The 23,687-nt window shown below is 46.9% G+C and carries 23 protein-coding genes; 4 read left to right on the top strand and 19 right to left on the bottom strand.

Annotated features, from left to right (window positions below; genetic code table 11):
* Positions 1-4: 4 nt before the first annotated feature.
* A complete protein-coding gene (locus FU659_RS37025; RefSeq protein ID WP_261807747.1) occupies positions 5-589 on the bottom strand; it encodes a PD-(D/E)XK nuclease family protein in 585 nt (194 codons plus the stop codon).
* Positions 550-3,531, bottom strand: a complete 2,982-nt coding sequence (gene addB / locus FU659_RS10685; protein WP_261807741.1) for a helicase-exonuclease AddAB subunit AddB — start codon at positions 3,529-3,531, stop codon at positions 550-552. Before addB ends, FU659_RS37025 begins: the two co-directional genes overlap by 40 nt.
* Positions 3,532-3,714: 183 nt before the next feature.
* On the opposite strand from addB, the gene FU659_RS10680 reads away from it, so the two are divergent.
* Entirely contained in the window at positions 3,715-4,152 is a 438-nt protein-coding gene (locus FU659_RS10680) for an Rrf2 family transcriptional regulator (RefSeq protein ID WP_147947564.1), read from the top strand.
* A 56-nt stretch (positions 4,153-4,208) separates the two neighbouring features.
* On the opposite strand, the gene FU659_RS10675 is transcribed toward FU659_RS10680, so the two are convergent.
* The 3 genes from FU659_RS10675 to FU659_RS10670 form a co-directional block, all read right to left on the bottom strand.
* Positions 4,209-5,336, bottom strand: coding sequence for a citrate synthase/methylcitrate synthase (locus FU659_RS10675; RefSeq protein WP_147947563.1), 1,128 nt, complete (start codon positions 5,334-5,336; stop codon positions 4,209-4,211).
* Positions 5,337-5,733: 397 nt separating this feature from the next.
* Positions 5,734-5,964 (bottom strand): hypothetical protein, encoded by a 231-nt coding sequence (locus FU659_RS35350; protein ID WP_187274066.1) that lies wholly within the window; start codon positions 5,962-5,964, stop codon positions 5,734-5,736.
* Between the two features lie 711 nt (positions 5,965-6,675).
* Positions 6,676-8,046 carry a class I SAM-dependent rRNA methyltransferase gene (locus FU659_RS10670; protein ID WP_147947562.1) on the bottom strand — a complete coding sequence of 457 codons (1,371 nt, stop codon included), beginning with the start codon at positions 8,044-8,046 and terminating at the stop codon, positions 6,676-6,678.
* Between the two features lie 99 nt (positions 8,047-8,145).
* Here FU659_RS10670 and FU659_RS38255 point away from each other — a divergent pair, with 99 nt between their 5' ends.
* Both FU659_RS38255 and FU659_RS38250 read left to right on the top strand, forming a co-directional pair.
* Positions 8,146-8,841 (top strand): Na/Pi symporter, encoded by a 696-nt coding sequence (locus FU659_RS38255; protein ID WP_315971301.1) that lies wholly within the window; start codon positions 8,146-8,148, stop codon positions 8,839-8,841.
* Positions 8,736-9,176 carry a Na/Pi symporter gene (locus tag FU659_RS38250; RefSeq protein ID WP_315971302.1) on the top strand — a complete coding sequence of 147 codons (441 nt, stop codon included), beginning with the start codon at positions 8,736-8,738 and terminating at the stop codon, positions 9,174-9,176. The genes FU659_RS38255 and FU659_RS38250 overlap by 106 nt, the downstream gene beginning before the upstream one ends.
* A gap of 201 nt (positions 9,177-9,377) precedes the next feature.
* On the opposite strand, the gene mtaB is transcribed toward FU659_RS38250, so the two are convergent.
* From mtaB to prmA, 4 genes are all read right to left on the bottom strand, one after another.
* Positions 9,378-10,727: a tRNA (N(6)-L-threonylcarbamoyladenosine(37)-C(2))-methylthiotransferase MtaB gene (gene mtaB / locus FU659_RS10660; protein WP_147947561.1), complete on the bottom strand. Its 1,350-nt coding sequence runs from the start codon at positions 10,725-10,727 to the stop codon at positions 9,378-9,380.
* Positions 10,728-10,733: 6 nt separating this feature from the next.
* Positions 10,734-11,501 carry a 16S rRNA (uracil(1498)-N(3))-methyltransferase gene (locus tag FU659_RS10655; RefSeq protein ID WP_147947560.1) on the bottom strand — a complete coding sequence of 256 codons (768 nt, stop codon included), beginning with the start codon at positions 11,499-11,501 and terminating at the stop codon, positions 10,734-10,736.
* A 104-nt stretch (positions 11,502-11,605) separates the two neighbouring features.
* Positions 11,606-12,277: a site-2 protease family protein gene (locus FU659_RS10650; RefSeq protein WP_147947559.1), complete on the bottom strand. Its 672-nt coding sequence runs from the start codon at positions 12,275-12,277 to the stop codon at positions 11,606-11,608.
* A 13-nt stretch (positions 12,278-12,290) separates the two neighbouring features.
* On the bottom strand, positions 12,291-13,262 hold the full coding sequence (gene prmA, locus FU659_RS10645; RefSeq protein WP_147947558.1) for a 50S ribosomal protein L11 methyltransferase: 972 nt from the start codon (positions 13,260-13,262) through the stop codon (positions 12,291-12,293).
* Between the two features lie 347 nt (positions 13,263-13,609).
* On the opposite strand from prmA, the gene FU659_RS10640 reads away from it, so the two are divergent.
* Positions 13,610-14,416 carry a glycerophosphodiester phosphodiesterase gene (locus tag FU659_RS10640; RefSeq protein ID WP_147947557.1) on the top strand — a complete coding sequence of 269 codons (807 nt, stop codon included), beginning with the start codon at positions 13,610-13,612 and terminating at the stop codon, positions 14,414-14,416.
* Positions 14,417-14,509: 93 nt separating this feature from the next.
* Here the strand turns inward: FU659_RS10640 and FU659_RS10635 are convergent, their stop codons facing one another.
* The 10 genes from FU659_RS10635 to FU659_RS38240 form a co-directional block, all read right to left on the bottom strand.
* Positions 14,510-14,881 (bottom strand): hypothetical protein, encoded by a 372-nt coding sequence (locus tag FU659_RS10635; protein ID WP_147947556.1) that lies wholly within the window; start codon positions 14,879-14,881, stop codon positions 14,510-14,512.
* A complete protein-coding gene (locus FU659_RS38245; RefSeq protein ID WP_147947555.1) occupies positions 14,881-14,970 on the bottom strand; it encodes a YfhD family protein in 90 nt (29 codons plus the stop codon). The genes FU659_RS10635 and FU659_RS38245 overlap by 1 nt, the downstream gene beginning before the upstream one ends.
* Before the next feature lie 162 nt (positions 14,971-15,132).
* A complete protein-coding gene (locus FU659_RS10625) occupies positions 15,133-15,921 on the bottom strand; it encodes a hypothetical protein (RefSeq protein WP_147947554.1) in 789 nt (262 codons plus the stop codon).
* 15 nt (positions 15,922-15,936) lie between these two features.
* The gene (locus tag FU659_RS10620) at positions 15,937-17,151 is read right to left on the bottom strand and encodes an ABC transporter permease (protein WP_147947553.1); all 1,215 of its coding nucleotides are present in this window, start codon (positions 17,149-17,151) and stop codon (positions 15,937-15,939) included.
* Complete coding sequence (locus FU659_RS10615) at positions 17,148-17,825, bottom strand: ABC transporter ATP-binding protein (RefSeq protein WP_147947552.1); 678 nt, start codon at positions 17,823-17,825, stop codon at positions 17,148-17,150. Before FU659_RS10615 ends, FU659_RS10620 begins: the two co-directional genes overlap by 4 nt.
* A gap of 87 nt (positions 17,826-17,912) precedes the next feature.
* Positions 17,913-19,649 carry an alkaline phosphatase gene (locus tag FU659_RS10610; RefSeq protein ID WP_261807746.1) on the bottom strand — a complete coding sequence of 579 codons (1,737 nt, stop codon included), beginning with the start codon at positions 19,647-19,649 and terminating at the stop codon, positions 17,913-17,915.
* A 255-nt stretch (positions 19,650-19,904) separates the two neighbouring features.
* Entirely contained in the window at positions 19,905-21,023 is a 1,119-nt protein-coding gene (gene dnaJ / locus FU659_RS10605; protein WP_147947551.1) for a molecular chaperone DnaJ, read from the bottom strand.
* A gap of 142 nt (positions 21,024-21,165) precedes the next feature.
* Positions 21,166-23,010, bottom strand: coding sequence for a molecular chaperone DnaK (gene dnaK, locus FU659_RS10600; protein WP_147947550.1), 1,845 nt, complete (start codon positions 23,008-23,010; stop codon positions 21,166-21,168).
* Positions 23,011-23,082: 72 nt separating this feature from the next.
* Positions 23,083-23,508: a nucleotide exchange factor GrpE gene (gene grpE / locus FU659_RS10595; RefSeq protein WP_315971300.1), complete on the bottom strand. Its 426-nt coding sequence runs from the start codon at positions 23,506-23,508 to the stop codon at positions 23,083-23,085.
* Positions 23,391-23,669, bottom strand: coding sequence for a hypothetical protein (locus tag FU659_RS38240; protein ID WP_315971299.1), 279 nt, complete (start codon positions 23,667-23,669; stop codon positions 23,391-23,393). Before FU659_RS38240 ends, grpE begins: the two co-directional genes overlap by 118 nt.
* Positions 23,670-23,687: the final 18 nt, after the last annotated feature.

The following is a 23,687-nucleotide window of genomic DNA, read 5'->3' as shown; positions in this document are numbered from 1 at the left end:
CTCATCATTGTTCGACTTCCTGCTCCATTTCGGACCAAATTTGTTCTTTTCCCCGCTGTTTCCACACCTGAACTTCATTGCCCTCAAATAAGGGATCAATTTGACAGATCGATTTATAAGAACAATGCATACAAGCGGTTTTTTTACCTAAACGGTACGGCGAAATATCCACGTGTCCATCTGTAATGTCCGTGCCGATTTGTTTCACCTGTTTGCGTACATATTTGCGTAGCGCATCCCATTGATCATCCGTAACGACAGAGGAACTGGAGTAGAAGGTTCCATCTTTCTTCAAGGCGACGGGAATAAGTTGAGAATGTCCTGCACTATTCACCAATTGATCATCCATTAGCCCTGCAACGTCGGCGTCGGCCGTAATCAGACCTTTCATTTTGAACCGTTTACGAAGTTCTTTCTCAACTTCCGTAGGGTCCATTGCGTTTTTTTGCTGCAGCATCGGATTATGCACGTGAAAATACAGCACGCCCGCCGGCTTCGCCGAAATGCCCAGCCACTGTTCAGCATGAGTAATAATGACGTCCAAATACGTCAGCATTTGCAGCGATAGCCCATAATAAACCTCTGACAGCTGTAAAGAGGTTTGACTCGATTTATAATCAATGACACGCAGTAGGACGCTTGCTCGCCATCAGCACGGTCTACCCTGTCAATCCGACCAATAATCTCCATGGTGCAGCCATTATCCAATTGGAAGGTAAGTGAAGGCAAATCTTTGCCTGGACCAAAATCAATCTCCAGGCCGAGCGGTATAAATTGACCGTGTTTAGCATGCTCGCCAAGTACGATGGCTGCTCTGCCGACGACTTGTTTAAGCTTTCTGGCTATGTAGGCGTAGCGGCTAGAGCTTAACAAAATCTCACCTTGCAGCCTCGGCGCGAGCTCGTCCACAACCTGAGCAGAACGCTCCATGCATTGTTCAGCGGTCAGCGAGCCCCAATCCAGTTGATCCTGCTGGAGCTTTTGGACGAATTGATTTAAAGCTGCGTGAAACAATTGCCCAATGTCGGGTGCATCCAACCGATACACACGTCTTTCTTGAAGTCTAAGTCCATGTGATACAAAGTGCGAGAACGGACAAGCCACATACTTTTCCATTCGCGATACACTTGCCCGCAAATTTTGTCCATAAAGAAGCCTGCTGGTTGCAGGTCGTAAAGCCTTCTCTTTATTGGTGTATTGAAGCGCGTGAACTAACGCTTGCAGCTTCATACGCCATTCGGGTTGGTCCACATACCAATTGTAGGTCTCCCACCACAGATCGGTCATTTTCCCACCCAACATCCAATGTTTCATGCGTACAGCCAAATAAGAGATCGTTGGGATCGGATGCGCCATGTAGGCGGATTGCTCACTTTCTGATGTCTCATTAGATGGCTCTGCCAGCAGCAGCGGCCGCTCAGCTCCACGGAACATTCGGCTCAACTGCTTGATGATCTCTGAAGGGAGCAGGGACTTCCCCTCCTCATCCGCTAACGGATAGCTGAGCCAAAGCCTTTTGCCTGGCACCGTAAGCGACGTATAAATAATAAACTGCTCATCCAGCAGCTTGCGTCGGCTTCCATCGGCCATCGGCAATCCCGACTCGGTCAAAACATGCCTTTCCGCCTCGGTAAGCACCCCTTTTTCATCCATCTGAGCCGGGATAACACCATCATTGACACCCAAGATATAAGCATAACGAATCCCGCTTGAACGGGTCCGATCCATGCTTCCGATCAATAACTGATCCATTGATGGGGGCACCAAGCCAAGCTTCATACTCTCCATCCCTGTCTCGATAAGCCCATTAAAGAGTTCCAAGGTCAAATGATCTTCACCCATGGTCTCAACAAGCTGATCCAGCATATCCATCACCGAGTTCCACATCTGGGCATGTTCACGAGCTTTATCAGGCTTCCCTTCTGCCAGTGCCTGCTGACTCCATGCTTCTAATTTATCCGGAGCCTGCACAATAACGAGAAGCTCGTACAGCGCCTCAACTTGTCCCTTTACATGTTTGGCTTGCGTAATTTTTTGGGAAAAGGCCAAAAGCGGCTTTACAATCCACTCTTTACTCCTATTTAAAGCATTCATTTCAGCTGTTTGCTCCTGAATCCCTTCATTTGCTTGTTCAAGGTTAGCTCGAAATTGGTATGTCCATGGTTTGCCGTCTGTCCATCTGTAACCTTGAATTCCGAAGGCAAGCACATAATTTTCCAACTTATCGAGTTCCTGACGTTCAGTTACGCCATCTATAGGTATCAATAAATCCGTTTTCGCGCAACGAAACACAGCATCGTAATGCCAGTTATGCTGCACAACTTCCAATGCGGAGCGAATAAATTCAACAAGTGGATGGTGCAGGACCGTACGCTTCTGATCAAAAAAGTGAGGAATTTCGTAATCGGTCAACACGGATTTCAATAAATCCTGGTACCCTTCCATGTTCCGCACCATAATGGCGATTTCTCGCCAACGAACACCCTGCTCTCGCACAACCTGCAGCATATCCCGGACAGCGCCTTCCACCTCAGCACGTCGATGCACAGCCTCTTGGATGACGAACTGATCATTCAGCTTCTCACCTGCCATCGGTTGATAAGGCTGCGCTCTCCCGCCAATACGTTGATCGAAACTGCGCTCCAAGTAGCCCAGAAGCGGGCTGTCCTCATAACGCGGAGAGGTTTCCGGTGCCAATACATCAACCTCGGCGGCAGGCAAACCTAACTGCCAAATTAGCTCTTGCAGGCGCACCATCGTCGTTGCGGTAGGATGAAATAAATCCAGTTCATCCGGCGTATCTCCCGCTTGCAGCTCGCGATCCAAACAGAGCGTGACCGTTACGTCTCTGGCGGAAGCGAACATTGCACCCAATACGGCAAATTCTTGCGGTGTAAAACCATGGAACCCGTCAATCCAAATCGTTGCTGACTTCAAATAAGCCGAATTTGGAATTTGCTCGGCCAATAAAGTCAAATAATCCTCTCCATCCAAATACTGACGGGCAAGCTCGGACTCAAACGACCTGTAAACAAGCCGAATGTCATGCATTTTCTGGCGCAACAAGCCGCTTTCCCCCAGCGTTGTTGCCCGTTTGCTCTCATGCACATCCAATTGCTCAGCCGTAACACAATATCGTTTCATTTCGGTGAATAGTTGATTAAGTCGATCCACGAACCCCATCTTTTCGGCCGAATGTCCGAATAACTGCAGCTGAGCTTTGTGCTTATGTAAAATGCTCGTCAGGAGCAATTTTTTACCGGTATCGTCGATTGGAAGCCTAGCCGTGCCTCCTTCCTCCTGCATGACACGCCATGCTAAACGATGAAAACTTAGCACCTGCGCGCGAATCATGCCATGAATAGCAGGATCAGAAACTAACGCATGCTCGGCCTGAAACGTCGCTTGCTCAGGGACTAATAGAATAAGCGGGTGACCTTCCGGCTCCGCTGCCAAAACCTGTTTCATTTCAGTTAAACAGCGCTGGCTTTTGCCGCTTCCCGCTCTGCCAATTACGAATCGAATGGTCATACAGGGTCTCCTTCACGTTTGGCAATGCCAAACTGACTTTGTACAGGGATGCTAAACCTACTTACTATCCTTCCTATTCTATCATACTTTTGGTAGAAAAGAGGTGTGGCAGATGATGGTGCTGCCCACTTGACATTCCTATTCCCTGTTATTAAACTATGTACAACAAAGAGGGTGAAACTCATGAAAAAGTTCAGCAGCCGCTTTACAATCGGTGTTCACATTTTATCCATTATCCATGTCGAAAAAGGCATCAACTGCACATCCGAAATGATCGCTGGCAGCATTAATGTAAATCCTGTCATCGTGAGGAAGCTGAGCGGCATGCTCAAAAAAGCAGGCTTTATCCATATAAGACCTGGTGTGGGTGGTGCCGCACTTGCCAAACCGCCGGAGGAGATCACACTGCTCGATATTTACCGTGCTGTTGGGGTAGCAGAGGAAACCGAATTGTTCCATTTTCATGAACAACCTAATCCGAATTGTCCGGTCGGCAGAAATATTCAATCTGTTCTCCAAACCTCTCTCCAAAGAGCGCAGCAGGCATTGGAACAAGAACTCGCGCAAGTGACACTAAGTCAAGTCGTTCATGATCTTGCAGCTAAAATTGAAAGTTTATAAATAGTCAAAAGCTGTATCCTCGTCAAGACTGTGACGGAAGATACAGCTTTTATTCGTTAGCTAAGCTTTTGGGAGAAGGCAATCCGCTCCGGCATCTCACCCATATAAATCGATTGCGGTCGAAAAATCCGATTGCAGCTTGCTTGCTCCAGAAAATGAGCTGTCCAACCTACGATTCGGCTAGCTGTAAAGCTAGGGGTAAATAAGATTGTGGGCATCTCGACAGCCCGCATGACAGCCGCGGCATAAAATTCTACATTGGCAAGCAGTTTTCTGCCAGGTTTATACTCAGCCAACAAGTCGACCGCTGTCTTTTCCACATGAATGGCGAGCTCAAACCAAGGATCCTCCGAAGCAAGCTCCGTCATAATTTCTCGAAGCGCCTCTGCGCGCGGATCACTCGTTTTGTATATGCGATGGCCAAAGCCCATAAGCCGTTGACCTGTTTCCAGTTGTGATCGGAGCCACGCCTCCGCAAGGTCTTTGCTGCCTATTTCATCAAGCATATGAAGAACCTCAGAGGGAGCTCCACCATGAAGCGGTCCTTTCATAGCCCCAATGGACGCACACAGCGCCGAAGTAAGATCAGACTGCGTTGAGAGTACAACACGTCCAGCAAAAGTAGAAGCATTCATACCGTGTTCCATAGCCAAAATAAAATAAGCTGTAAGCGCCTTTACGTGAACGGACGATGGCATTTCGCCTGTCAGCATGTATAAATAATTGGCTACATGCCCGAGCTCTGATTTTGGTTCAATAGGTCGAAGGCCCCGCGAATGTCGATACGTATAAGCAATAATGGTTGGAAGCAAGGCAGTGTAGTTCAAAATATCCTCATAACGTGGAGGCCAAACATTTTCTTCGCCGTTACTTGTACCCATCACGGATACCGCTGTTCGTACTACACTCATCATATCACTATTCACCGGAAGCACATCTATCACAGCCTTCACTTCTGCAGATAATGAGCGATGAATGGCAAACTCAGCCTTAAAATTAGCAAGAACCTCGTCGTTGGGCAGCACCCCTTTCCAAAGCAGATAAGCGATTTCCTCAAAGCTGTGGTGAAGGGCTAACTGCTTAGCTTCATATCCACGATATACAAGATAGCCTTTTTCCCCGTCTACCAGAGACAAGTCTGTTTCTGCTGCCACAACTCCTTCTAATCCTGTTACAGATGGCATATCGTCATCTTTCCTTCCATGAGGTATTTGCAATTCTTCTATTCTTACATCCTACTGGAAGTTCTCACATTCATCCAATTGTTGTTTTCTTTCATTTCAATAAATAAACGTGTTCACTCAAATTAATTCAATCATTTATTTTTATGAAACTACAGCTGGAATCGGTATAAACCGAGCCTCATGTTACTCTGGTGCCGAAGTGCAGCATGTGTCGCGTTAAGCGTCTATTCCGTTGTACAAACTAGAAAAACCGTCAGGGAAGATCGAGGCCACTGAAAAAGCCCCTTTTAAAACTTAAAACCCGGGGGGGGGGGGGGTTCCAATATCTATTCTAAGGGATGCACTTTATAAGTAAAAAAAAGTAAAAAAGGCTCACTTTTAGAATCCGTGCTTGACTTTAAATAATCAGGTAAGAATGGCTCCCTGTGAATTCGGACCCACCTGTCTCGACTGCGATGGTAACACCTTTGGATAGGCAAGCGGACACAACAGCCGTTATTTGCCCATTATCCCTCGCCTTGCGCCTGCTTCCGGACATACGTTCCGTTAAGTGCGGAGAAATCGTAGACATCGGCCTCTGATCGCTCGAATAACGGCACTGATGTCCGTTAAGTTCCAAATAGGCCATTCAAGACGACAATAACGGCTGCACGGTCCGTTCATCAGTTCGTTCATCGGTCCATTTATTGGTCCTTTCATCTCCTCCCCCTCTTGCACCCTCTTTCCCAAGCTCCGCTTTCGATGTTGAACGCCTAAAAAAGACGACTCTAAAATTCGAAAATGAATTTGAGTCGTCTTTTTTGATACAACTATTTAATTCCTTCAAAAAACGGAAGTTTTTCAGTGGCCTCGGAAGACCTTGCACTCCTTTTGCGTGTAAACCCATACGTTCCGTTAAGGCGATCAGGGCACTCTGCAAATGACAAGTCACCCTTCACTACAAGGATTTAACATCCGTTTCGAAGATGTCATAGCCATGAAACTCTTGCACCCATCGTTCTTATCCTTAACGAACTCCATAGTCCTTATTTGATCAAAAATAATCAAATCGAAGGGATAACGAATTCCAGAGACGTTATTTCTAGGAAAAGCTTATCATTACGCCTATTTGCTAAGCTATAACGCTCAGTCAGTTCGTTAGATCGATAAGCATGCTGTTTTCTCGTCCATAAAGACCCTACAGTTCGTTAGAGCAATGACGCTACCTATACGAACTTTCAGCGAGCTCCACAGTAAATAAGAGGTAAGCTTCGCTTACCCCAAAACCCAAAACATATAAATTTAAAAAGCGCCTAACAGCTTATAACGCTGCTAGGCCACTATTAATCATGCTAATGTTTTATTTACTACGAACCTCAAAAATGGCAAATTTTAAGTAATGCCCTTCATCTACCCCGAGAATCCGCGGATGATCCTTGCCTGCGCCACGGAACTCGACCAAACGCAGCAGCTTGCCTGCGTCGGTTGCAGCAGCGTGAATCGTTTCAAGAAACAATTCAGGATGCATGTGATACGAACAGCTCGCCGTAACCAGATAGCCGCCTTCGTTCACAAGCTTCATGCCATGTAAATTGATATCTTTATAACCGCGGCATGCGCCTTCCACAGCGCTTTTCGTTTTGGCGAAAGCAGGAGGATCAAGAATGACCACATCCCATGTGCGTCCACCGCTGATAACAGGCTTCGAAGTGTCTACTTTCGTTTGACCGCTTCCTGCCGCAGCGCGAGCCTTGCGATCATCCAAGCCTCTAACCTGCGTGCGCAAATATTCAAAAGCATCCGCCACAACAAATTCTACGCGATCTTCGAAGCCATTTAATGCGACATTTGTCCGTGCGCTTTCAATGGCATGCTCAGAAATGTCCAGACATGTTACTTTTTTCGCCCCGAACTTGCACGCATTGAGTGTGAAGCTGCCTGTGTGTGAGAAGCATTCCAGTACAGATGCTCCGTCCCAGTCAGGAAATGTAACGATTTTACCATTCGCGTTCACTGGCAGCGTCTGGCTCACTCCGTCAACTTCAACCTCTTTGAGATGAATTCCGCTGCGATGGCCCCAACCTGTCATAAGAGGCGCAATGGCCGCCCGATTCTCTCTTTGATCGAAGAAGTAGCCCGTCTTCTGCCCTTCCTCGATATCAACACGAATGCGCAGTCCATTTTCCAAAATGTCGACATGCTTCGGACACTTGCCATAAAGTAGTCCTTTGACTTGCTTCAAGCCCTCTAGCTCACGAATCGATACATCGCTGCGCTCAAAAATGCCAGTTGGGTTCATAACCTGCACTAAAGCTTCTACGATTTGTTCCCTGCAGCGATCCATCCCTAAGGTAAGCAGCTGGACAACCAGCGTATCCTCAAATTTATCCACAATGAGCCCTGGCAAAAAGTCAGCTTCTCCATAAACCAATCGATAAGAAGCTGCTTCTTTCACAAAGCGTTCACGGTGCTGCAAGCATCGCGTAAAGCGCTCGACAAAAAAGGCAGTCGTCATCGCTTCAAGCGGTTTGTAGGATACAATGCGAACTGTAATTTGCGAAGCTTCGTTATAATATCCCGTGGCTAAATATTGACCAAGATGGGTTTGAACAGGAACAAGTTGACCCGGTTCTATATCGCCATCCACACGATCAATCTCACTTTTGTACACCCATGGGTGTCCTTGCTCCAAACGAGCCTTGCGTTTTTTGAGTAAAAGTACTGCTGCCATTAGATTTTTGCCGTCCTTTGTGTGAAACCGTTCACCTGTATCTGCTTGTCATGCTTGTCTGTGCGGTCACATATATTGGTTAAAAACTTGTGCAAGCCCATGAAGGAGAATTTCTATCATGATAACGACCATTGTGCTGCCTGTGCTGACAGGCTTAGCTTTATTTCTATTTGGGATGAAGCTGATGGAAACCGCGCTTCATCACTGGGCGGCGCCCGCCTCGAGCTGTGGCTGGAGCGGTTTACCCGCACGCCGGTGCGCGGACTCGCCACCGGCACCGTACTCACGGCGGCGCTCCAAAGCAGCACAGCCATCACGGTGATCTCCATCGGCCTCGTCAACGCCGGCATCCTGACCTTCCCGAGAACGCTCGGCGTCATTCTCGGCACGAACATCGGCACGTGCCTAACAACCGAGCTGATCGGCCTCAGCATCGGCGGTATCGGCGTGCCGCTGCTGCTCGCGAGCGCCAGCATCTGGCTCGCGAGCTGGTTTGCCGGACCGCTGCCACCTGCCCTGCAGGGTCTTGGTTTAGAGCAGACCGGCGTTCCCGCTGGACAACGCCGACTGCCTTGGCTGCGCAGCGTCCGTTACGGATCGCTGGCAGCAGCGGGCTTCTCTCTCGTGCTGCTCGGCATCGAGATCATGCAAACGATCGGGCCTGCGCTGCAGTCCCGCGGGCTCTTCGCCTGGTTCGTCCACCAGCGCAAACGAGCCTGCTGTGGGGCGTTATCGCTGGCGCTGCGCTCACCGCGCTGGTCCACAGCAGCGCAGCCGTCATTGCGATGGCGATGAGCCTCGCAACCATCCAAGGCATTCCCGTCGAGCTGGGTGTCGCCATTACGATCGGTGCGAATGTGGGCACCTGCGTAACGGCTCTAATCGCCGGAATGAGCGGTTCTCGCGCCGGGCGCTACGTCGCGTGGTCACACATCCTCCTCAATGTCGGAGGCGCTATTCTCTTCTATCCATTCATACATCAGCTTGTCAGCGTTTCAGCGATGCTAGCCAGCGACGCCTCCGAGCAAATCGCCCGCTCACAGACCCTATTCAATATAGCCTGTTCGCTGCTTGCTTTGCCATTCTGTTATCTTAATACGTGGAAACGCATTGAATTCCGTCCACAATAGCAACCCCTGAGCTTGTGCCCAGTCTCGTCACGCATGCTTCTATCATGGCTTTCTACCTTCATCATAGATATTCAATGAGAAAACCTCTACCGCAGCTCTCCTTTGAAGAGTGACCGCGTTTAGAGGTAGATTTGCTTACTTATGTGAGAAACCGGGAACATACGCAACGTCAGAAACGAAATGACATCTTCTGGCTCGTCTCTACAAATTCACCACTTGAGCTGTTTCAGCGGTTTCCAAGACACGCACCAGGTGTCCTCTACTTTCATTCACACCGGCTTCTGTCACCTTAACCAGACACACTTCACCGATTAAATCCTCTGAGCCTTCAAAAACAACCTGGACATAATTATCTGAGTACCCCATAAATAATCCACTGTCGGACGTGCCTTTATGAGCTCGTTCAGGAATCACTTCCAGCACTTGGCCTATGAACTTTTGCGCATAAGCAAGCTGCATAGTTTCAGAAAGATCGATCAGCTCGTGTACGCGCGCATTTTTAATTTCTTCATCCACCTGATCCTCCATCCGCGCAGCAGGCGTACCTGTTCGTTTGGAGTAAGGGAATACGTGCATTTCGGAAAATTTCATTCGCTCCATGAAAGCAACGCCATTTCGGAACATCTCCTCCGTTTCACCAGGGAAACCAACAATGACGTCCGTTGTAATCGCCACATCCGGCATAATCTCATGAATACGCTCGATTTTTCTGGCAAACTCGGCTGTTGTATATTTTCGACGCATGCGCGCCAGCACTTGATCGTCACCGGCTTGCAACGGAATATGCAAATGGCGGCACATTTTGTCCGAGGATTTCAAAACCTCAATGACTTCATCTGTAATTTGGCTCGCTTCAATCGAGGAGATCCGAATACGCTTCAAGCCTTCGACTTTATCGAGGTCCCACAGCAGCTTAGCCAAGCTGTAATCTTCAATATCTTCGCCATAACCGCCAGTATGAATACCCGTCAGAACGATTTCCTGATAACCCGCGGCTACCAATTGCTCGGCCTGTTGAATGACACTTTGCGGCTCGCGACTGCGCATCAGACCACGTGACCAAGGAATAATGCAGAAGGTACAGAAGTTGTTGCAGCCTTCTTGAATTTTCAGGAATGCTCTTGTCCGATCGGCAAAATCAGGGACATCCAGTTCCTCGAACTGACGTGTTTTCATAATGTTGCGCACCGCGTTAATTGGTTGACGATCCTGCTCGAATTGCTTTACAAGCGGAATAATATTTTCTCGGTCTTGTGTCCCGATAACCATATCCACACCCGGAATAGCCAAAATTTCAGCAGGCGACGTTTGGGCGTAACAACCTGTAACAGCTACAATTGCTTCAGGATTCCGGCGAATCGCGCGGCGAATCATTTGGCGACTCTTTTTATCTCCTGTGTTCGTAACGGTGCATGTGTTTACAACATATACATCCGCGGTTTGCTCGAAATCGACTTGCTCGTAACCCTCATTTTTGAACAGCTGCCAAATGGCCTCTGTATCATAGAAATTCACTTTACAACCTAATGTATGAAACGCTACCGTTGCCATACTTGCTTATCCCCCCATCTCTCCGGTTTCATAGAAAAGGCACGTTAGTCCTACCATAGCAGCAGTCTCCGTGCGTAAAATGCGTGCACCTAGCGATACAGAACGAAAGCCAGCCTCTTCGGCCTGTTTAATTTCCTGCTCTGTAAAACCGCCTTCAGGGCCTACAGCAATCAACACTTGCTTCCCTTGTCCCAATTTACCTGCAGCCAAAGCTTCCTGAATCACAGGCTTCAATTGTTGACCGTCTTCCTTCTCATAACAAATCCAAGCGACATCCGCTTCCTTTGCGCGCGCCAGCAACTGCTTCCAGCTGTATACAGACTCGATCAACGGCACACGATTTCTGTGCGCTTGCTCGGCCGCTTCCTTGGCGATCTTCTGCCAGCGTTCCGAACGCTTCGCTTCCTTCTTCGCATCATACTGCACAATCGTACGTTCCGATAAAAAAGGAAGAAACCGGGCTGCCCCGATCTCGGTCCCTTTCTGGATAATGAGTTCCATCTTATCGCCTTTGGGCAAGCTCTGTGCAATCCACACCTGAACAGCCGACTCGGCGTTCATAGGAAGCTCTTCCACGATTTCGGCAGTGACACGCGTTTTATCCAGCTCCATAATGCGAACCAGCACTTCGCGGTCAACTCCGTTGCTGCAAATGACCTTATCCCCCAAATCAGCTCGCATGACCCGCTGCAAATGGTGCGCGTCATCGCCCTCTATGGTGACCGTGTTCATCGATGGTTGAAACTGCTCAGGCGGGAGAAAATAACGCTGCATAGTTCAAAGCCTCTCTATCTTCATTCTTGAAATTTTTCGTGAAACTTCCACTCACCATCATACCCTTTTTGGTCACAAAAATCTAGAAGGGTTTCCTTGCAGAGCTACATGCCCAAGATCCAGCCAATCGGTTTGAGGAAAAAGACTACAATCTCATTCCCTAAGCGAAGATAGGGATCCAATGTCACTTGTCGTAGCGGTCTTACAAATACAACCAGCAAGAAGATCACGGATGCCCATTGCTCGAACTTTTGCAAGGATTCTGTATATTTCAAATTAACTAAATCTTGAATAATGCGGTACCCGTCCAGTGGTGGGATCGGAATTAAATTGAACAAAAACAAGGTCAAATTAATATTTAACATCAGCCGCAAAAAGAGAACAATCGCATCTCCGCTGCCTTTGGACATTCCTTGCAACCAACCATATTTCTCGAATATGGCAAAAACAAACAAAGTAATAAATACAAGAATTAAATTACTAAGCGGCCCTGCTGCGGTTACGATAATCCCCATAAGCCGCGGCTTTTTAAAATTACCGCGGTTCACGGGCACAGGCTTGGCCCAACCAAAACCGGCAATTAACAACATGATGGTACCGAACAGGTCAAGATGTACCATCGGATTTAATGAAACTCGGCCAAACTGATAAGCCGTTGAATCTCCTAATTTATAAGCGCTATACGCATGTGCAAATTCATGAAGGGTAAAAGAAATAACGAGGACCAGAATAACGAACGGCAGTGTACTCCAGTCATAAAACAATAATCCTCCCATACGCGGACACCTGCTACTTTCTAGCTACAATCGCTACCCAATTGGAATCATAGTTTTTCTCTACGATCGTAAATTTAGCGGCAATTAGCGCTTTCTCAACATCATCTTCTTTACTTGTAATAATACCTGAAGTTATATAATAGCCACCTTGTTGCAACACTTCATATACGTCATCTACGAACAATACAATAACTTCCGCTAAGATATTAGCGACAACGAGTTGAACAGGTATCGTTACGCCCAATTGTGTAGATGCCTCTGTCTCGCTTGCCTTCAAAACACCAAGCAAATCACTGAGCTTTACAGTAATCTTGTCTTCAAGCTCGTTCTGTCTTGTATTATCCAGCGCACTTGTTACCGCTACAGGGTCTAGGTCAACAGCAAGCACATGCCTAGCTCCCAGCTTTGCAGCGGCTATCGCGAGAATGCCTGAACCTGTTCCTACATCGATGACATCATCACCCGGCTGCAGCATCTTCTCTAATGTTTGCAGACATAGCGACGTTGTTGCATGTGTACCTGTACCGAAGGCCATTCCCGGGTCCAGCTCCAAAATGATTTCTTCCGGTGAAGGCGTATAGTCTTCCCAAGTCGGTTTAATCGTTAAACGCTCAGACACGCGAATCGGCTTGAAATACTGCTTCCACGCATTGGCCCAATCCTCATCGTCGACTTCTCTGCATTCAAATGTTGGGTTTCCTGTATCGATATCGAAATCTTTTAGTTGTTCAACGGATGCTTTCAAATCGGCTAAAATCGGCGCCATGTCTGTTTCATGATAAAAATAGCCTTTGATAATGGCTCTTCCTTCCGGGATGTCGTTAAAGGGAGTGTCATATAACTGCCCTAACGAGGTGTCCCGTTCTTTGTTTAACGTTCCTGATTCTTCAATAGAAACGCCCCCTGCTCCAAGCTCATGAACAAAATTCGTAATCATTTCTATTGCTTCTTCTGTTGTATGTACAGTAATTTCTTGCCAAAGCATCGGTATTGCTCCTCCTGTCGGTTTCACCTTCACATCAAAACAAGCCCAATCGGGCTATTTTCACAATGATTATTGTACTACACTTCGCTTCTTGGGTAAAATAGGCCGGAAAATGGGGTATTTTTTTCGCTCAGTAAGCAAACGCTCTAGGATAAATGACTTCGTCGTCCTTCAGGGACGAGCGAGTTTCTCAAGGTAGATGCGAAGGAAACGTATAGACATGCTTTCATATCTACTAAAATAATTTTTTTCCTAATCAATTCCTAATACCTGCATGCTATTTTAATTGCATAGGCAGCAGCGATACCTACTATCGTACTCATATAGCCAAGAACGGAGTCGTTTTTATGCTAAAAGTTATTTTCTTCTCTGCATTATTCCTTACTGCAACGCTAGTCACTCCATATACGGCAACCACAATGATTGTCGATCCTTATAATCAAGTCACGGCTCACCGTGGAAGCTCGGGCAAAGCACCTGAGAATACACTAAGCGCCTTTCGTCAAGCGATATCCGATCGAGCCGGATTTGCCGAACTCGATGTACAAGAAACTGCTGATGGTGTGGTTATGGTCATGCATGATGAGAATGTCCTGCGGACTACCGGAATCAATAAAAACATGTGGGAAGCGAGCTCATCCGAACTTATGAAAGCTAGCGCTGGAAGCTGGTTTCATCCAAAGTTTCGCGATGATCATGTGCCGACCTTGGACGAAGTCATTGAAACAGCCAAAGATCATATCAAGCTAAACATTGAATTGAAAAATAACGGGCACAGTAAACAGCTTGCCGAGAAAACCGTTAGCATCATTGAATCCCAAGGATTTGAAAAACAATGCACAGTGACTTCCTTCGACCCCGCCCTGCTTCATACCGTTAAAAAAGTGAATCCGAACATTAAGACCGGACTTATCGTCGGGCAGAAAACGGATCAATTTAACGTAATCTGGAATAACCCTGATTTCGATGTTATCTCCGCCGCCTATCCGCTGGTAGGAGAGGAATTTATGAAACAAGCCGCTGAGCATCACAAAGAAGTGTACGCTTGGACAGTGAACGATCCAGCAGTTATGAAACGCATGCTCACACTCGGGGTTTCGAGTATTATTACGAATTATCCTGATCAACTGGTTCAATTAATCAACCAGCCTTAACAAACTCTCGCGTTCAAATCTCAATAGAAATAAAAGCATCCTCACTTAGCGTTTATGCGCTTGGTGACGGATGCTTTTATTTTGACGCTCAATTTAGATAGATCCCCCGGCGCTTTTAATCACGCGAACAGCCTGTTCATAAGTAGCTTCATCAATAGCACCGGCTAATATGATGTCCAAGCCAGTCACGCCACCATCTCCACCGTCACTCAAACCACTAGCTGCCGGATCAGCGGCAAGTAAAATGCCTTCGTCGGGGGTAGATACATCGGCTGACTGCGTGAGAGTCCCCAAACTGCCAAAATTACCCGCATACGGGTTCATCTCCGATCGCACCCCGCCACCTGGATATCGGCCGAATCGTTCAACCTTTACATCCACTGCGCGCAGAGCTTTCAGCTTGGAAGCTGCACCCTCAGCCTGCTCGGGAGAATGGAAATAGGCGATAATTCCTTTCTCGGCCATTACGGTCTTTCCTGTCTGTAATCCGCTGCCTGCGCTCTTTCAGAAGCTTCGAAATCATCGGCATCCGCTACTTCTGCCGCGAACTCCACATCCTCATTTTTGCAATCGGAATATGGCTCTGTCCTTGTTGATGTTGTTCTCTGTTTGGCTCATGACTCATCTTTTATACCTCCCAAAACGGAATTTAAAGCAATCCCGTTTATTTGCCTAAGGGAGACATTCTTATGCTAACAAATCTGAAAGCTATTCCTTTATTTTTCAAAGGAAGCATCGTATAGGCGAAACATCGTTTTATATCCTGATTCGTCCAACTTAATCCCGACATCCAGTTTCCCTGTAATAAGCAGAGGTCCCGATGTATAACGCAGCTTCACATTGTCTGGAACGAATACAATCATGATTTTATTCCAATACGTTTCATCGCCATTATCAAAAGGGCACTCTGCGCCTGGCTTAGGAATGAGCAGAAACCAATGCTTATCAAAGGACAATACTTCCCCCATAAATCCTTTTATTTGCACGGTTTTTCCACTCATATCCCAAAAACGGTCGGAGGGCTTATCTTGCTTATCATCGTCAAAAAACTGCGTCCAATTGATTTCATTTGAGAGTGCGGCTTGCTTGGCTTTGGCACTTGGCTGAGGTTCATTTGGCTTCGTTTCCACCGTGGCCGCAGCCGCAGGAGCAGAACTTGCGTCATTCTTTGGCTGGATAGAAGCCTTTGCTGGCTGACTAACCTCTGTTTGCTTGACAGTTTCCACCCCATTCTTAGTCTCCGCGAGTGCCGGGGGAACAGTTGGGGAGGCTGTAGGAGCCACTGTAACAGTAACAGGCGTATCCGAAGGTTTCGCTTGTAAAGCCGCAGGCGTGACTATTGGACTCACCGTTGGAGCAGCGGACTGGACCGCAGCAGACATTGCGGAAGTCGCTGCGCTGCCAAATGACTGCCCCGTGCTTTCAGTCTGTTTTTGACCGCAGCCAGCGGAAACAACGAACAGAATCAATGTACTCATCCATAGGATAGATTGCTTGTTTCTCATTAAGACATCCTCACCTCAAGTCCTGAATAATTGCAGCGGGTCGACACGATACGCTTGCAGTGCAGGACCCAGGGAAGCCAGAACGCCAATTAACAACGTTCCCACTACGAGCAGCCATTCGCCTGGCATCACATTCAAAGATTGAATCTGCAGTCCCGAATATTCGAATACAACTTCACGGCTCGCATACCCGCCAATATGACCTAAGAATAAACCAATAATCAATCCGATGAATGTCAGAAGAATCCCTTCTCCTAGAAGCGACATCCAGATGAACCTCTTGGATTTGCCGATCAACCGAAGTAGACCGACATCTTTTTTGCGTTCATTCACCGCAGCAATCAACGATAATAATATCGAAACTGCCGCAAGCAAAATACAAATAACGGTTACTACACTCAACGCTTGTGTGCCTTTATCTACTACATTGACAACATCCGCTACAGCCTTGCTTGTATAGATGGCTTGAACATTGTTCATTTGTCCGTACTTCGTTTTCATGCTTTGAGCACCCAACAGCGTTTTGGGCTTAACCAAAATGGACGTTACTTCCTTATGGTCACCTTGCTGCCCTTCATGAACAGCCCATGCATAATCCAGTGTCGTGAAAACAGCACGGTCATCCGAAGTTGACAAAGGAGGCAAAATGCCAACAACCGTGTAGATAAAGCTATGATGGTGATCATGATCTTCGGCCCCGTCTCCATCATCCTCATCTACGGTGCCTTTCACCAAACCATGAGCGCCTTGGAACTGGTCGCCTACATGAAGACCCAACGTTCTGGCCACATGCGAACCTACAACGGTATCGCCCAATTTTTCATACAACTTTCCCTTGGCCATCTGTTTGTTAGCGCCGTAGCGTGTAACAAAATAGTCTGGTTCCATGCCTACAATAGGAAAGCCATTATAATTATCTCCCGTTGTCATCGCATAGGCTTTATCTGCCTGTTCATCCTTACGCACTTCGTCCAACAAGGCATATGGCACATTGCCAGTTGGCGCTCCAACATGGTAGTAAGTGTTTAACGCTAGTTGCGTAGCACTTCCCTTGGCACCAATCGTCACTTCAAAAGGACCGTAGCCCTTCTCCGCCCCTTGTTCGACGCCTTGACTGCATAGTAACAGAAAGACAACGAGCGCAACCGTTATAGCAACAGAGAATATGGTTAGCAGTGAAAGCGTTTTACGATGCAGCATATTGTTCCACAGCAATGAGACTACTTTCATACCGCTTCTCTCCTATGTATTTCATTTAAATCTTGCACTTGAACCCGTTTAGGGAAGCGATCTGCCAAATGTAAATCATGGGTAACTGTCAGCAATGTTAAGTTTTCACTTTCACATAACGCCAACAGAAGCGACATAATGTCTCCTGCTGTTTCCCAATCCAAGCTTCCTGTTGGCTCATCAGCCAGAATAAGCGGAGGTTTAGCAACTAAGGCTCGAACAATCGCGGCTCTCTGCTGTTGACCACGAGATAGCTGCGAAGGAAGGTGATGCTGACGATCCTGTAAGCCCACCCGCTCAAACCAATGATCTAATTCTTCCTTAGATTGCTTGCTCGACCAACCAGATGGAACAACCAATTCTACATTTTGCTTGACCGTTAGAGACGATATCAGGTGAAAATCTTGAAAAATGTAGCCTACCTTCTCAGCTCTAAACCGGTCTCGTTTACTCTCCGAATATTGATGAAGCGGCTGACCATCCACCCAGATTTCACCGCGATCCGGTGTCATTACCCCGCTAAGCAGATGAAGCAGCGTGCTTTTCCCACTGCCGCTTGGACCGATCAAAGCTAATCTTTCACCCTTCTCCACATGCCATTCGGCAAGTTCCAGAATCGGCAAGCTTTTCCCATTTATCATAAATGATTTGGAAATTCCACGGACATCAATCATGCGAACACTCCTTATTTCAACTGAATCCTAAATAGGAAAAGAGGACAAGGGCCACGTGATCCCCTGTCCAACTCTTCTCTTCAAAATTTAGTTTTTCAAAATACGTTCGTTGGCGGAATCCCAAGTGAAAGTTTTTCCGGTCAATTTGTTAAAGGCTTCAAGTGGCAAATATAGCTTGCCGTTATCTACTTGACCAACCAGAGCACTTGCTGCCCCATTTTCTGTGATCGCGCCTGTTTCAACAAGCACGGACAATTTTTGGCTATCTTTTGTAAGCAATACGGATTTGGAAGCTTCATCCCAAGTTACTTTGATGTCCAATGCTTCGGCCAGAGACTTTGCTGTAAACAATGTTTTGTTATCGCGAGTAACTTTGAAAAGCGGGTACAAGTACTTATCTTGCAATTCTTTTGTAGCTGCCGTTAGATCAGCACCAATCACTTTCGCTCCGCTCTTAGCGATGTCTGTATTATCGATATCACCTTTTACCAAGGAAGCAATCGGTCCGTAAGCCCATACGCCTACGTCAACACCTGTATGACCATGACCTGTCCAACCAACAGCCAGACGCTTGGATACGACTGCGTTATAACCACCGCCACGACCATAGGAAGAACCGTCGCCTTTGAGAATGAGTGCAATTTCCTCATCGGACAAATCTGTGAAACCAATATTATCCGCAACGATTTTGCGAACGTCATCAGCCGTTTGCGCTGTTTTCAAAATCGCATCCAAATACTCATAGGAACGTTTCTCTTTGTTAAACAGGTCCACATTCAATTCATAAACGTTATTAATACCAAGGGAAAGACCGCCTGTTTCATGGTCAGCTGTTACAACTACTGAAGTATTGCCGTCTTTTTTCGCAAAATCAATTAACGTTTTGAATGTTGCGTCCAGTTCCAATGTTTCCTGAACATTCGCCGGAAGATCGTTGGCATGTCCTGCATGGTCAATACGGCCTTGTTCGACCATCAGAACGAAACCATTTTTGTTTTGGGATAAAATATCAAGTGCTTTTTGTGTCAGTTGCGGTAAGTTAGGCGTTTTGTCATCGCGATCAAGCACATATGGAATTTCATTAAGAGCGAAAAGTCCAAGCGCATTACCCGCCGTTGCAGGAATTGCATCTAAGCCTGCTTTGTCATAAGCGGTTTTATAACCTTTTGCTTCGAAGTCAGGAATGATGTTTTTGTCCGTACGTTTACCCTTATCATCCTTCGTTACGAAGTTCACTTTACCCCCACCGAAGAATACGTTAACGCCGCTGTTCAAGTATTGGGAAGCGATCGCATTTTGGTTGCTGCGCTGACGCACGTGGGATGCCCAAACTGCAGGTGTAGCTCCAACGATACTATCCGTTGTAACAAGTCCAGTCGCTTTTCCTTGTTTCATTGCAGCTTCAATAACAGAGCCATACGGCTTTGCAACATCACCGTTCGATACGCTAATCGCATTATTATATGTTTTGTTCCCTGTGGAGAACGCTGTGCCCGCTGCAGCTGAGTCGGTTACCGCTCCGGATTCAGATGTGTAAGGACCTGCTTGAGAGTATGTAGTTGCTTTACCAACATAATAACCGCCGTCAAGTTCAAGACGGTCTTTATTTAGAAACTTCTTGGAGTAATAACGCGCTGCCGTTACTTCGGCTGGGCCCATACCGTCGCCAATGAGTACAATTAAATTTTTGGATTGCGTTGGTGCTGTTTCTGGAGCTTTCGTTGTTGTTGTTGTTGTCGTTGTGTCTGCCGCTAGAGCAGCACCACTAATGCTCAACGTAAGTAAGGAAATCGCCATGCTTGAACCCATCACTTGCTTTAACACTTTTTTCAAATGTTTTCCCTCCAAAAATAGTATTTCACCTTATCTAGCATAAGGTTTATAGATGATGAGAACGTTATGCAGGTGTATGCGCTATGTAAAATATTAGGATGTTTGTTAACAGACGGTTAACGTTTGCTGACGCTGACTGATAGCCGCTGATGGACCTTCCAAAAGCAAAAAAACACTCTACATGGGCACTCAACAGTTAATTACTGCAGGGTGCTTCCATGAGAGTGTTCGGTAAATCAGCATCGATTAATCGCCTAAAAAAGCTCTTTTCATACGTTCGAAAATCGTTTGATTTTGTTCATGCGTATGCTCTCCGTTTTGCTTGCCAAATTGGCGAAGCAAATCTTTCTGATCCTCGGTCAAATTGGTAGGTGTCATGACGATCACTTTGACATGTTGATCGCCTTGGCCAAATCCTCGCAAGTGGGGAACCCCCTTGCCTTTCAAACGGAAATACGTATCCGTCTGTGTACCCGCCGGAATTTTGAGCTTAACCTTCTCCGTCAACGTTGGGATTTCAATCTCATCGCCAAGCGCTGCTTGCATGAAAGTAAGCGGCACTTCACAATAAACATCATTGCCTTCCCGTTCGAAGAATTCATGGGATTTCACACGAATGACCACGTACAGATCTCCTGCCGGGCCTCCACGTGTTCCGCCTTCACCCTCGCCAGATACGCGAAGTTGAGCGCCATCATCTACGCCTGCAGGAATCTTGATATGAATCGTGCGTTGCTTCTTCACTTTGCCAGCACCGTGACAGTTTCCGCATTTCTCTTTGATGATGCGGCCTTGCCCGTTACAGGTGGAACATACACGTCGGTTAACGATACGGCCGAACGCTGTGTTTTGCACAACTTCCTGCTGACCGCTGCCATGACAGACGCCGCAAGTTTCCGGCTTCGTCCCCGGCTTAGCGCCGGACCCACTGCAGGTGTCGCAATTCTCGGTACGCGGAATGACAATATCCGTTTCCTTACCGAAGATAGCTTCCTTGAACTCGATGGTCATCGTATACTGCAAATCGTTGCCGCGCTGCGGAGCATTCGGATTGCGCCGGTTGCCGCCGCCTCCGCCACCGAAGAACATATCAAAAATGTCGCCAAAGCCGCCGTTAAAGTCTTGCCCGCCACCCATACCTTGGTTAGGATCTACATGGCCAAAACGGTCGTATTGCGCTTTTTTCTGATCATCACTCAGCACATCGTAAGCATCTTTTGCTTCCTTGAATTTATCTTCGGCATCTGCAGCTTTGTTCACGTCAGGATGATACTGACGCGCCATTTTACGATAAGCTTTCTTAATGTCTTCTTGCGAAGCATCTTTGCTTACGCCAAGCACCTCATAAAAATCACGTTTACTCATTGTTCCACTCCCATGTTCAAGACTACAAACGGAAAGTCAAAGCCACGGAGAGACTCCAACCGGCTTTGACTTCACCCGCTACAAGCTTAAGATTCCTGTTTAAAAAGTCAGACTTTTTAAACTTCCTTACAATAGGATATGTTTACTTCTTCTGTTCGTCAACAACTTCATAGTCTGCATCGACAACATTTTCTCTACCCTTTGGTGCTTCGCCGGCTCCGCCGTCGCCATCAGGGCCTTGACCGCCAGCTTGTGCAGCTTGCTCATACAGCTTCACGGATAGTTGTTGGATGATTTCAGTCAACTCTTCCGTTGCTTTTTTGATCGTTTCAAGATCGTTGCCAGCAAGTGCCGCTGTCACTTTCTCTTTTGCTGCGTTTGCTTTATCAATCTCACCTTGGTCTACTTTGTCGCCAAGATCTTTGATTGTTTTGTCAACGGAATACACCAGTTGATCCGCTTCGTTACGAGCTTCAACAAGCTCTTTACGAACACGATCTTCCTCAGCATGAGCTTCCGCATCTTTAACCATTTGTTCAACTTCTGCATCGCTTAAACCGCTGGAAGAAGTGATGGTGATTTTTTGGCTTTTGCCAGTTCCTTTATCGAGGGCAGAAACGTTAACGATACCATTCGCATCGATATCGAAGCTAACTTCGATTTGCGGAACGCCGCGTGGAGCCGGAGGAATGTCACCCAACATGAAGCGGCCCAATGTTTTGTTGCCGCTAGCCATGGAACGCTCCCCTTGCAGAACGTGAATCTCAACGCTAGTTTGGTTATCTGCATAAGTGGAGTACACTTGTGATTTTGTTGTAGGAATCGTCGTGTTACGGTCGATCATCTTCGTGAACACACCGCCAGCCGTTTCGATACCAAGGGAAAGAGGTGTTACGTCAAGAAGAACAACGTCTTTCACTTCACCTGTCAATACGCCTGCTTGAACAGCCGCTCCAAGTGCAACAACTTCATCTGGGTTAACGCCTTTATGTGGATCTTTACCCGTTAATTTTTTGATGGCTTCAACAACAGCAGGAATACGCGTAGAACCACCAACTAGAACAACTTTATCGATTTGGCTTGTAGACAAACCGGAATCGCTAAGAGCTTGACGAGTTGGTCCTAATGTTCTTTCCACTAAACCAGCGGAAAGCTCTTCGAACTTAGCACGCGTCAGGTTTAATTCCAAATGCTGTGGAACGCCGTCCGCTACGGTGATGAACGGTAGGGAAACCGTTGTTGTTAAAACGCCGGAAAGCTCTTTCTTAGCTTTTTCAGCGGCATCTTTCAAACGCTGAACAGCTGCCTTGTCTTTGCTAAGATCAATGCCTTGCTCTTTTTTGAATTCAGCTACGAGATACTCAATGATAACTTGGTCGAAGTCGTCCCCGCCCAGTTTATTATCGCCGCTTGTTGCTTTAACTTCGAAGAAACCGTCGCCCAGTTCAAGGATGGATACGTCAAATGTACCGCCACCAAGGTCATATACGAGGATGGTTTGATCTTCTGTTTTTTCCAAGCCGTAAGCAAGCGCGGCTGCTGTTGGCTCATTCACAATACGTAAAACTTCAAGACCGGCAATTTTACCAGCATCTTTTGTCGCTTGGCGTTGGCTATCGTTGAAATATGCAGGAACTGTAATAACAGCTTGCGTTACCGTTTGGCCTAAATAAGCTTCCGCATCAGATTTCAGCTTTTGCAGGATGATCGCAGAAATTTCTTGTGGCGTGTAATCTTTGCCATCAATCGTTTCTTTGTGGTTTGTACCAATGTGACGTTTGATCGAGCTGATCGTTTTGTCCGGATTCGTGATCGCTTGACGTTTTGCCGTTTCACCGACAACACGCTCGCCATCTTTCTTAAAACCTACAACCGAAGGGGTTGTACGGTTACCCTCTGGGTTAGGAATAACGACGGCTTCTCCGCCTTCCATAACGGCAACGCAAGAATTTGTTGTACCTAAGTCAATACCGATAACTTTACTCATGTAAAGCTGCCTCCTTTGGCTCCAATGGAACATGTTTTTTATTTAAATTTGGAATAATAAGATCCATTACCCTTATACACTAACTTTAACCATAGCGGGTCTGATCACTTTATCTTTAAGGATATACCCTTTTTGCAATTCTTCTACGACGATACCTTCTTCATGCTCGTCGGATTCAACCTGCATCACCGCTTGGTGGAAATCAGGATTAAACGGTTGACCTATGGAGTCAATTCGTTTAAGTCCTTCTGCCGTCAGCAGTTGATCAATCCCACGATACGTCATATCCAAACCTTTCACCAATGCGTCAAAATCCTTGGTCTCTTTGCTTGAAGTAAGCGCGCGATCAAAGTTATCCACGATAGGTAGAAGCTGCTCAATCAATTTAAGGGAAGCGTATTTCGCGAAATCTTCCTTCTCCGCTCTAGCGCGGCGGCGGAAATTGTCGAAGTCCGCTTGAACGCGTAATAAACGCTGATAGTTATCATCGGCTTGCACACGCGCCTGCTCAAGTTCGCTAGGTTCGTTGCTTCTTCCGAAGCTTCCGTTTGCGATTCTTGCTGTACCGCTTCTTCTTGCTGATCAGCGGCTTGCTCGTTGTCGGCTGCGTATGTAGCGTTCACGTCTTGCTCAGCTGTTTTGTTATCTCCAGTACTCAATTGTCCTTCACCTCCTTC

This window comes from Paenibacillus sp. N3.4, assembly GCF_008017805.1.
Taxonomy (GTDB): domain Bacteria; phylum Bacillota; class Bacilli; order Paenibacillales; family NBRC-103111; genus Paenibacillus_E.
Note: the sequence above shows the minus strand (reverse complement) of the source record. Positions and strands in the feature narration are given on the sequence as shown.

Bases quoted from the DNA above. Each gene is read 5' to 3' on its own strand.
- addB (WP_261807741.1), bottom strand. From the start codon at position 3,531: ATGACCATTCGATTCGTAATTGGCAGAGCGGGAAGCGGCAAAAGCCAG.
- FU659_RS10680 (WP_147947564.1), top strand. From the start codon at position 3,715: ATGAAAAAGTTCAGCAGCCGCTTTACAATCGGTGTTCACATTTTATCC.
- FU659_RS10675 (WP_147947563.1), bottom strand. From the start codon at position 5,336: ATGCCATCTGTAACAGGATTAGAAGGAGTTGTGGCAGCAGAAACAGAC.
- FU659_RS35350 (WP_187274066.1), bottom strand. From the start codon at position 5,964: ATGGCCTATTTGGAACTTAACGGACATCAGTGCCGTTATTCGAGCGAT.
- FU659_RS10670 (WP_147947562.1), bottom strand. From the start codon at position 8,046: ATGGCAGCAGTACTTTTACTCAAAAAACGCAAGGCTCGTTTGGAGCAA.
- FU659_RS38255 (WP_315971301.1), top strand. From the start codon at position 8,146: ATGAAGGAGAATTTCTATCATGATAACGACCATTGTGCTGCCTGTGCT.
- mtaB (WP_147947561.1), bottom strand. From the start codon at position 10,727: ATGGCAACGGTAGCGTTTCATACATTAGGTTGTAAAGTGAATTTCTAT.
- FU659_RS10655 (WP_147947560.1), bottom strand. From the start codon at position 11,501: ATGCAGCGTTATTTTCTCCCGCCTGAGCAGTTTCAACCATCGATGAAC.
- FU659_RS10650 (WP_147947559.1), bottom strand. From the start codon at position 12,277: ATGGGAGGATTATTGTTTTATGACTGGAGTACACTGCCGTTCGTTATT.
- prmA (WP_147947558.1), bottom strand. From the start codon at position 13,262: ATGCTTTGGCAAGAAATTACTGTACATACAACAGAAGAAGCAATAGAA.
- FU659_RS10640 (WP_147947557.1), top strand. From the start codon at position 13,610: ATGCTAAAAGTTATTTTCTTCTCTGCATTATTCCTTACTGCAACGCTA.
- FU659_RS10635 (WP_147947556.1), bottom strand. From the start codon at position 14,881: ATGGCCGAGAAAGGAATTATCGCCTATTTCCATTCTCCCGAGCAGGCT.
- FU659_RS10625 (WP_147947554.1), bottom strand. From the start codon at position 15,921: ATGAGAAACAAGCAATCTATCCTATGGATGAGTACATTGATTCTGTTC.
- FU659_RS10620 (WP_147947553.1), bottom strand. From the start codon at position 17,151: ATGAAAGTAGTCTCATTGCTGTGGAACAATATGCTGCATCGTAAAACG.
- FU659_RS10615 (WP_147947552.1), bottom strand. From the start codon at position 17,825: ATGATTGATGTCCGTGGAATTTCCAAATCATTTATGATAAATGGGAAA.
- dnaJ (WP_147947551.1), bottom strand. From the start codon at position 21,023: ATGAGTAAACGTGATTTTTATGAGGTGCTTGGCGTAAGCAAAGATGCT.
- dnaK (WP_147947550.1), bottom strand. From the start codon at position 23,010: ATGAGTAAAGTTATCGGTATTGACTTAGGTACAACAAATTCTTGCGTT.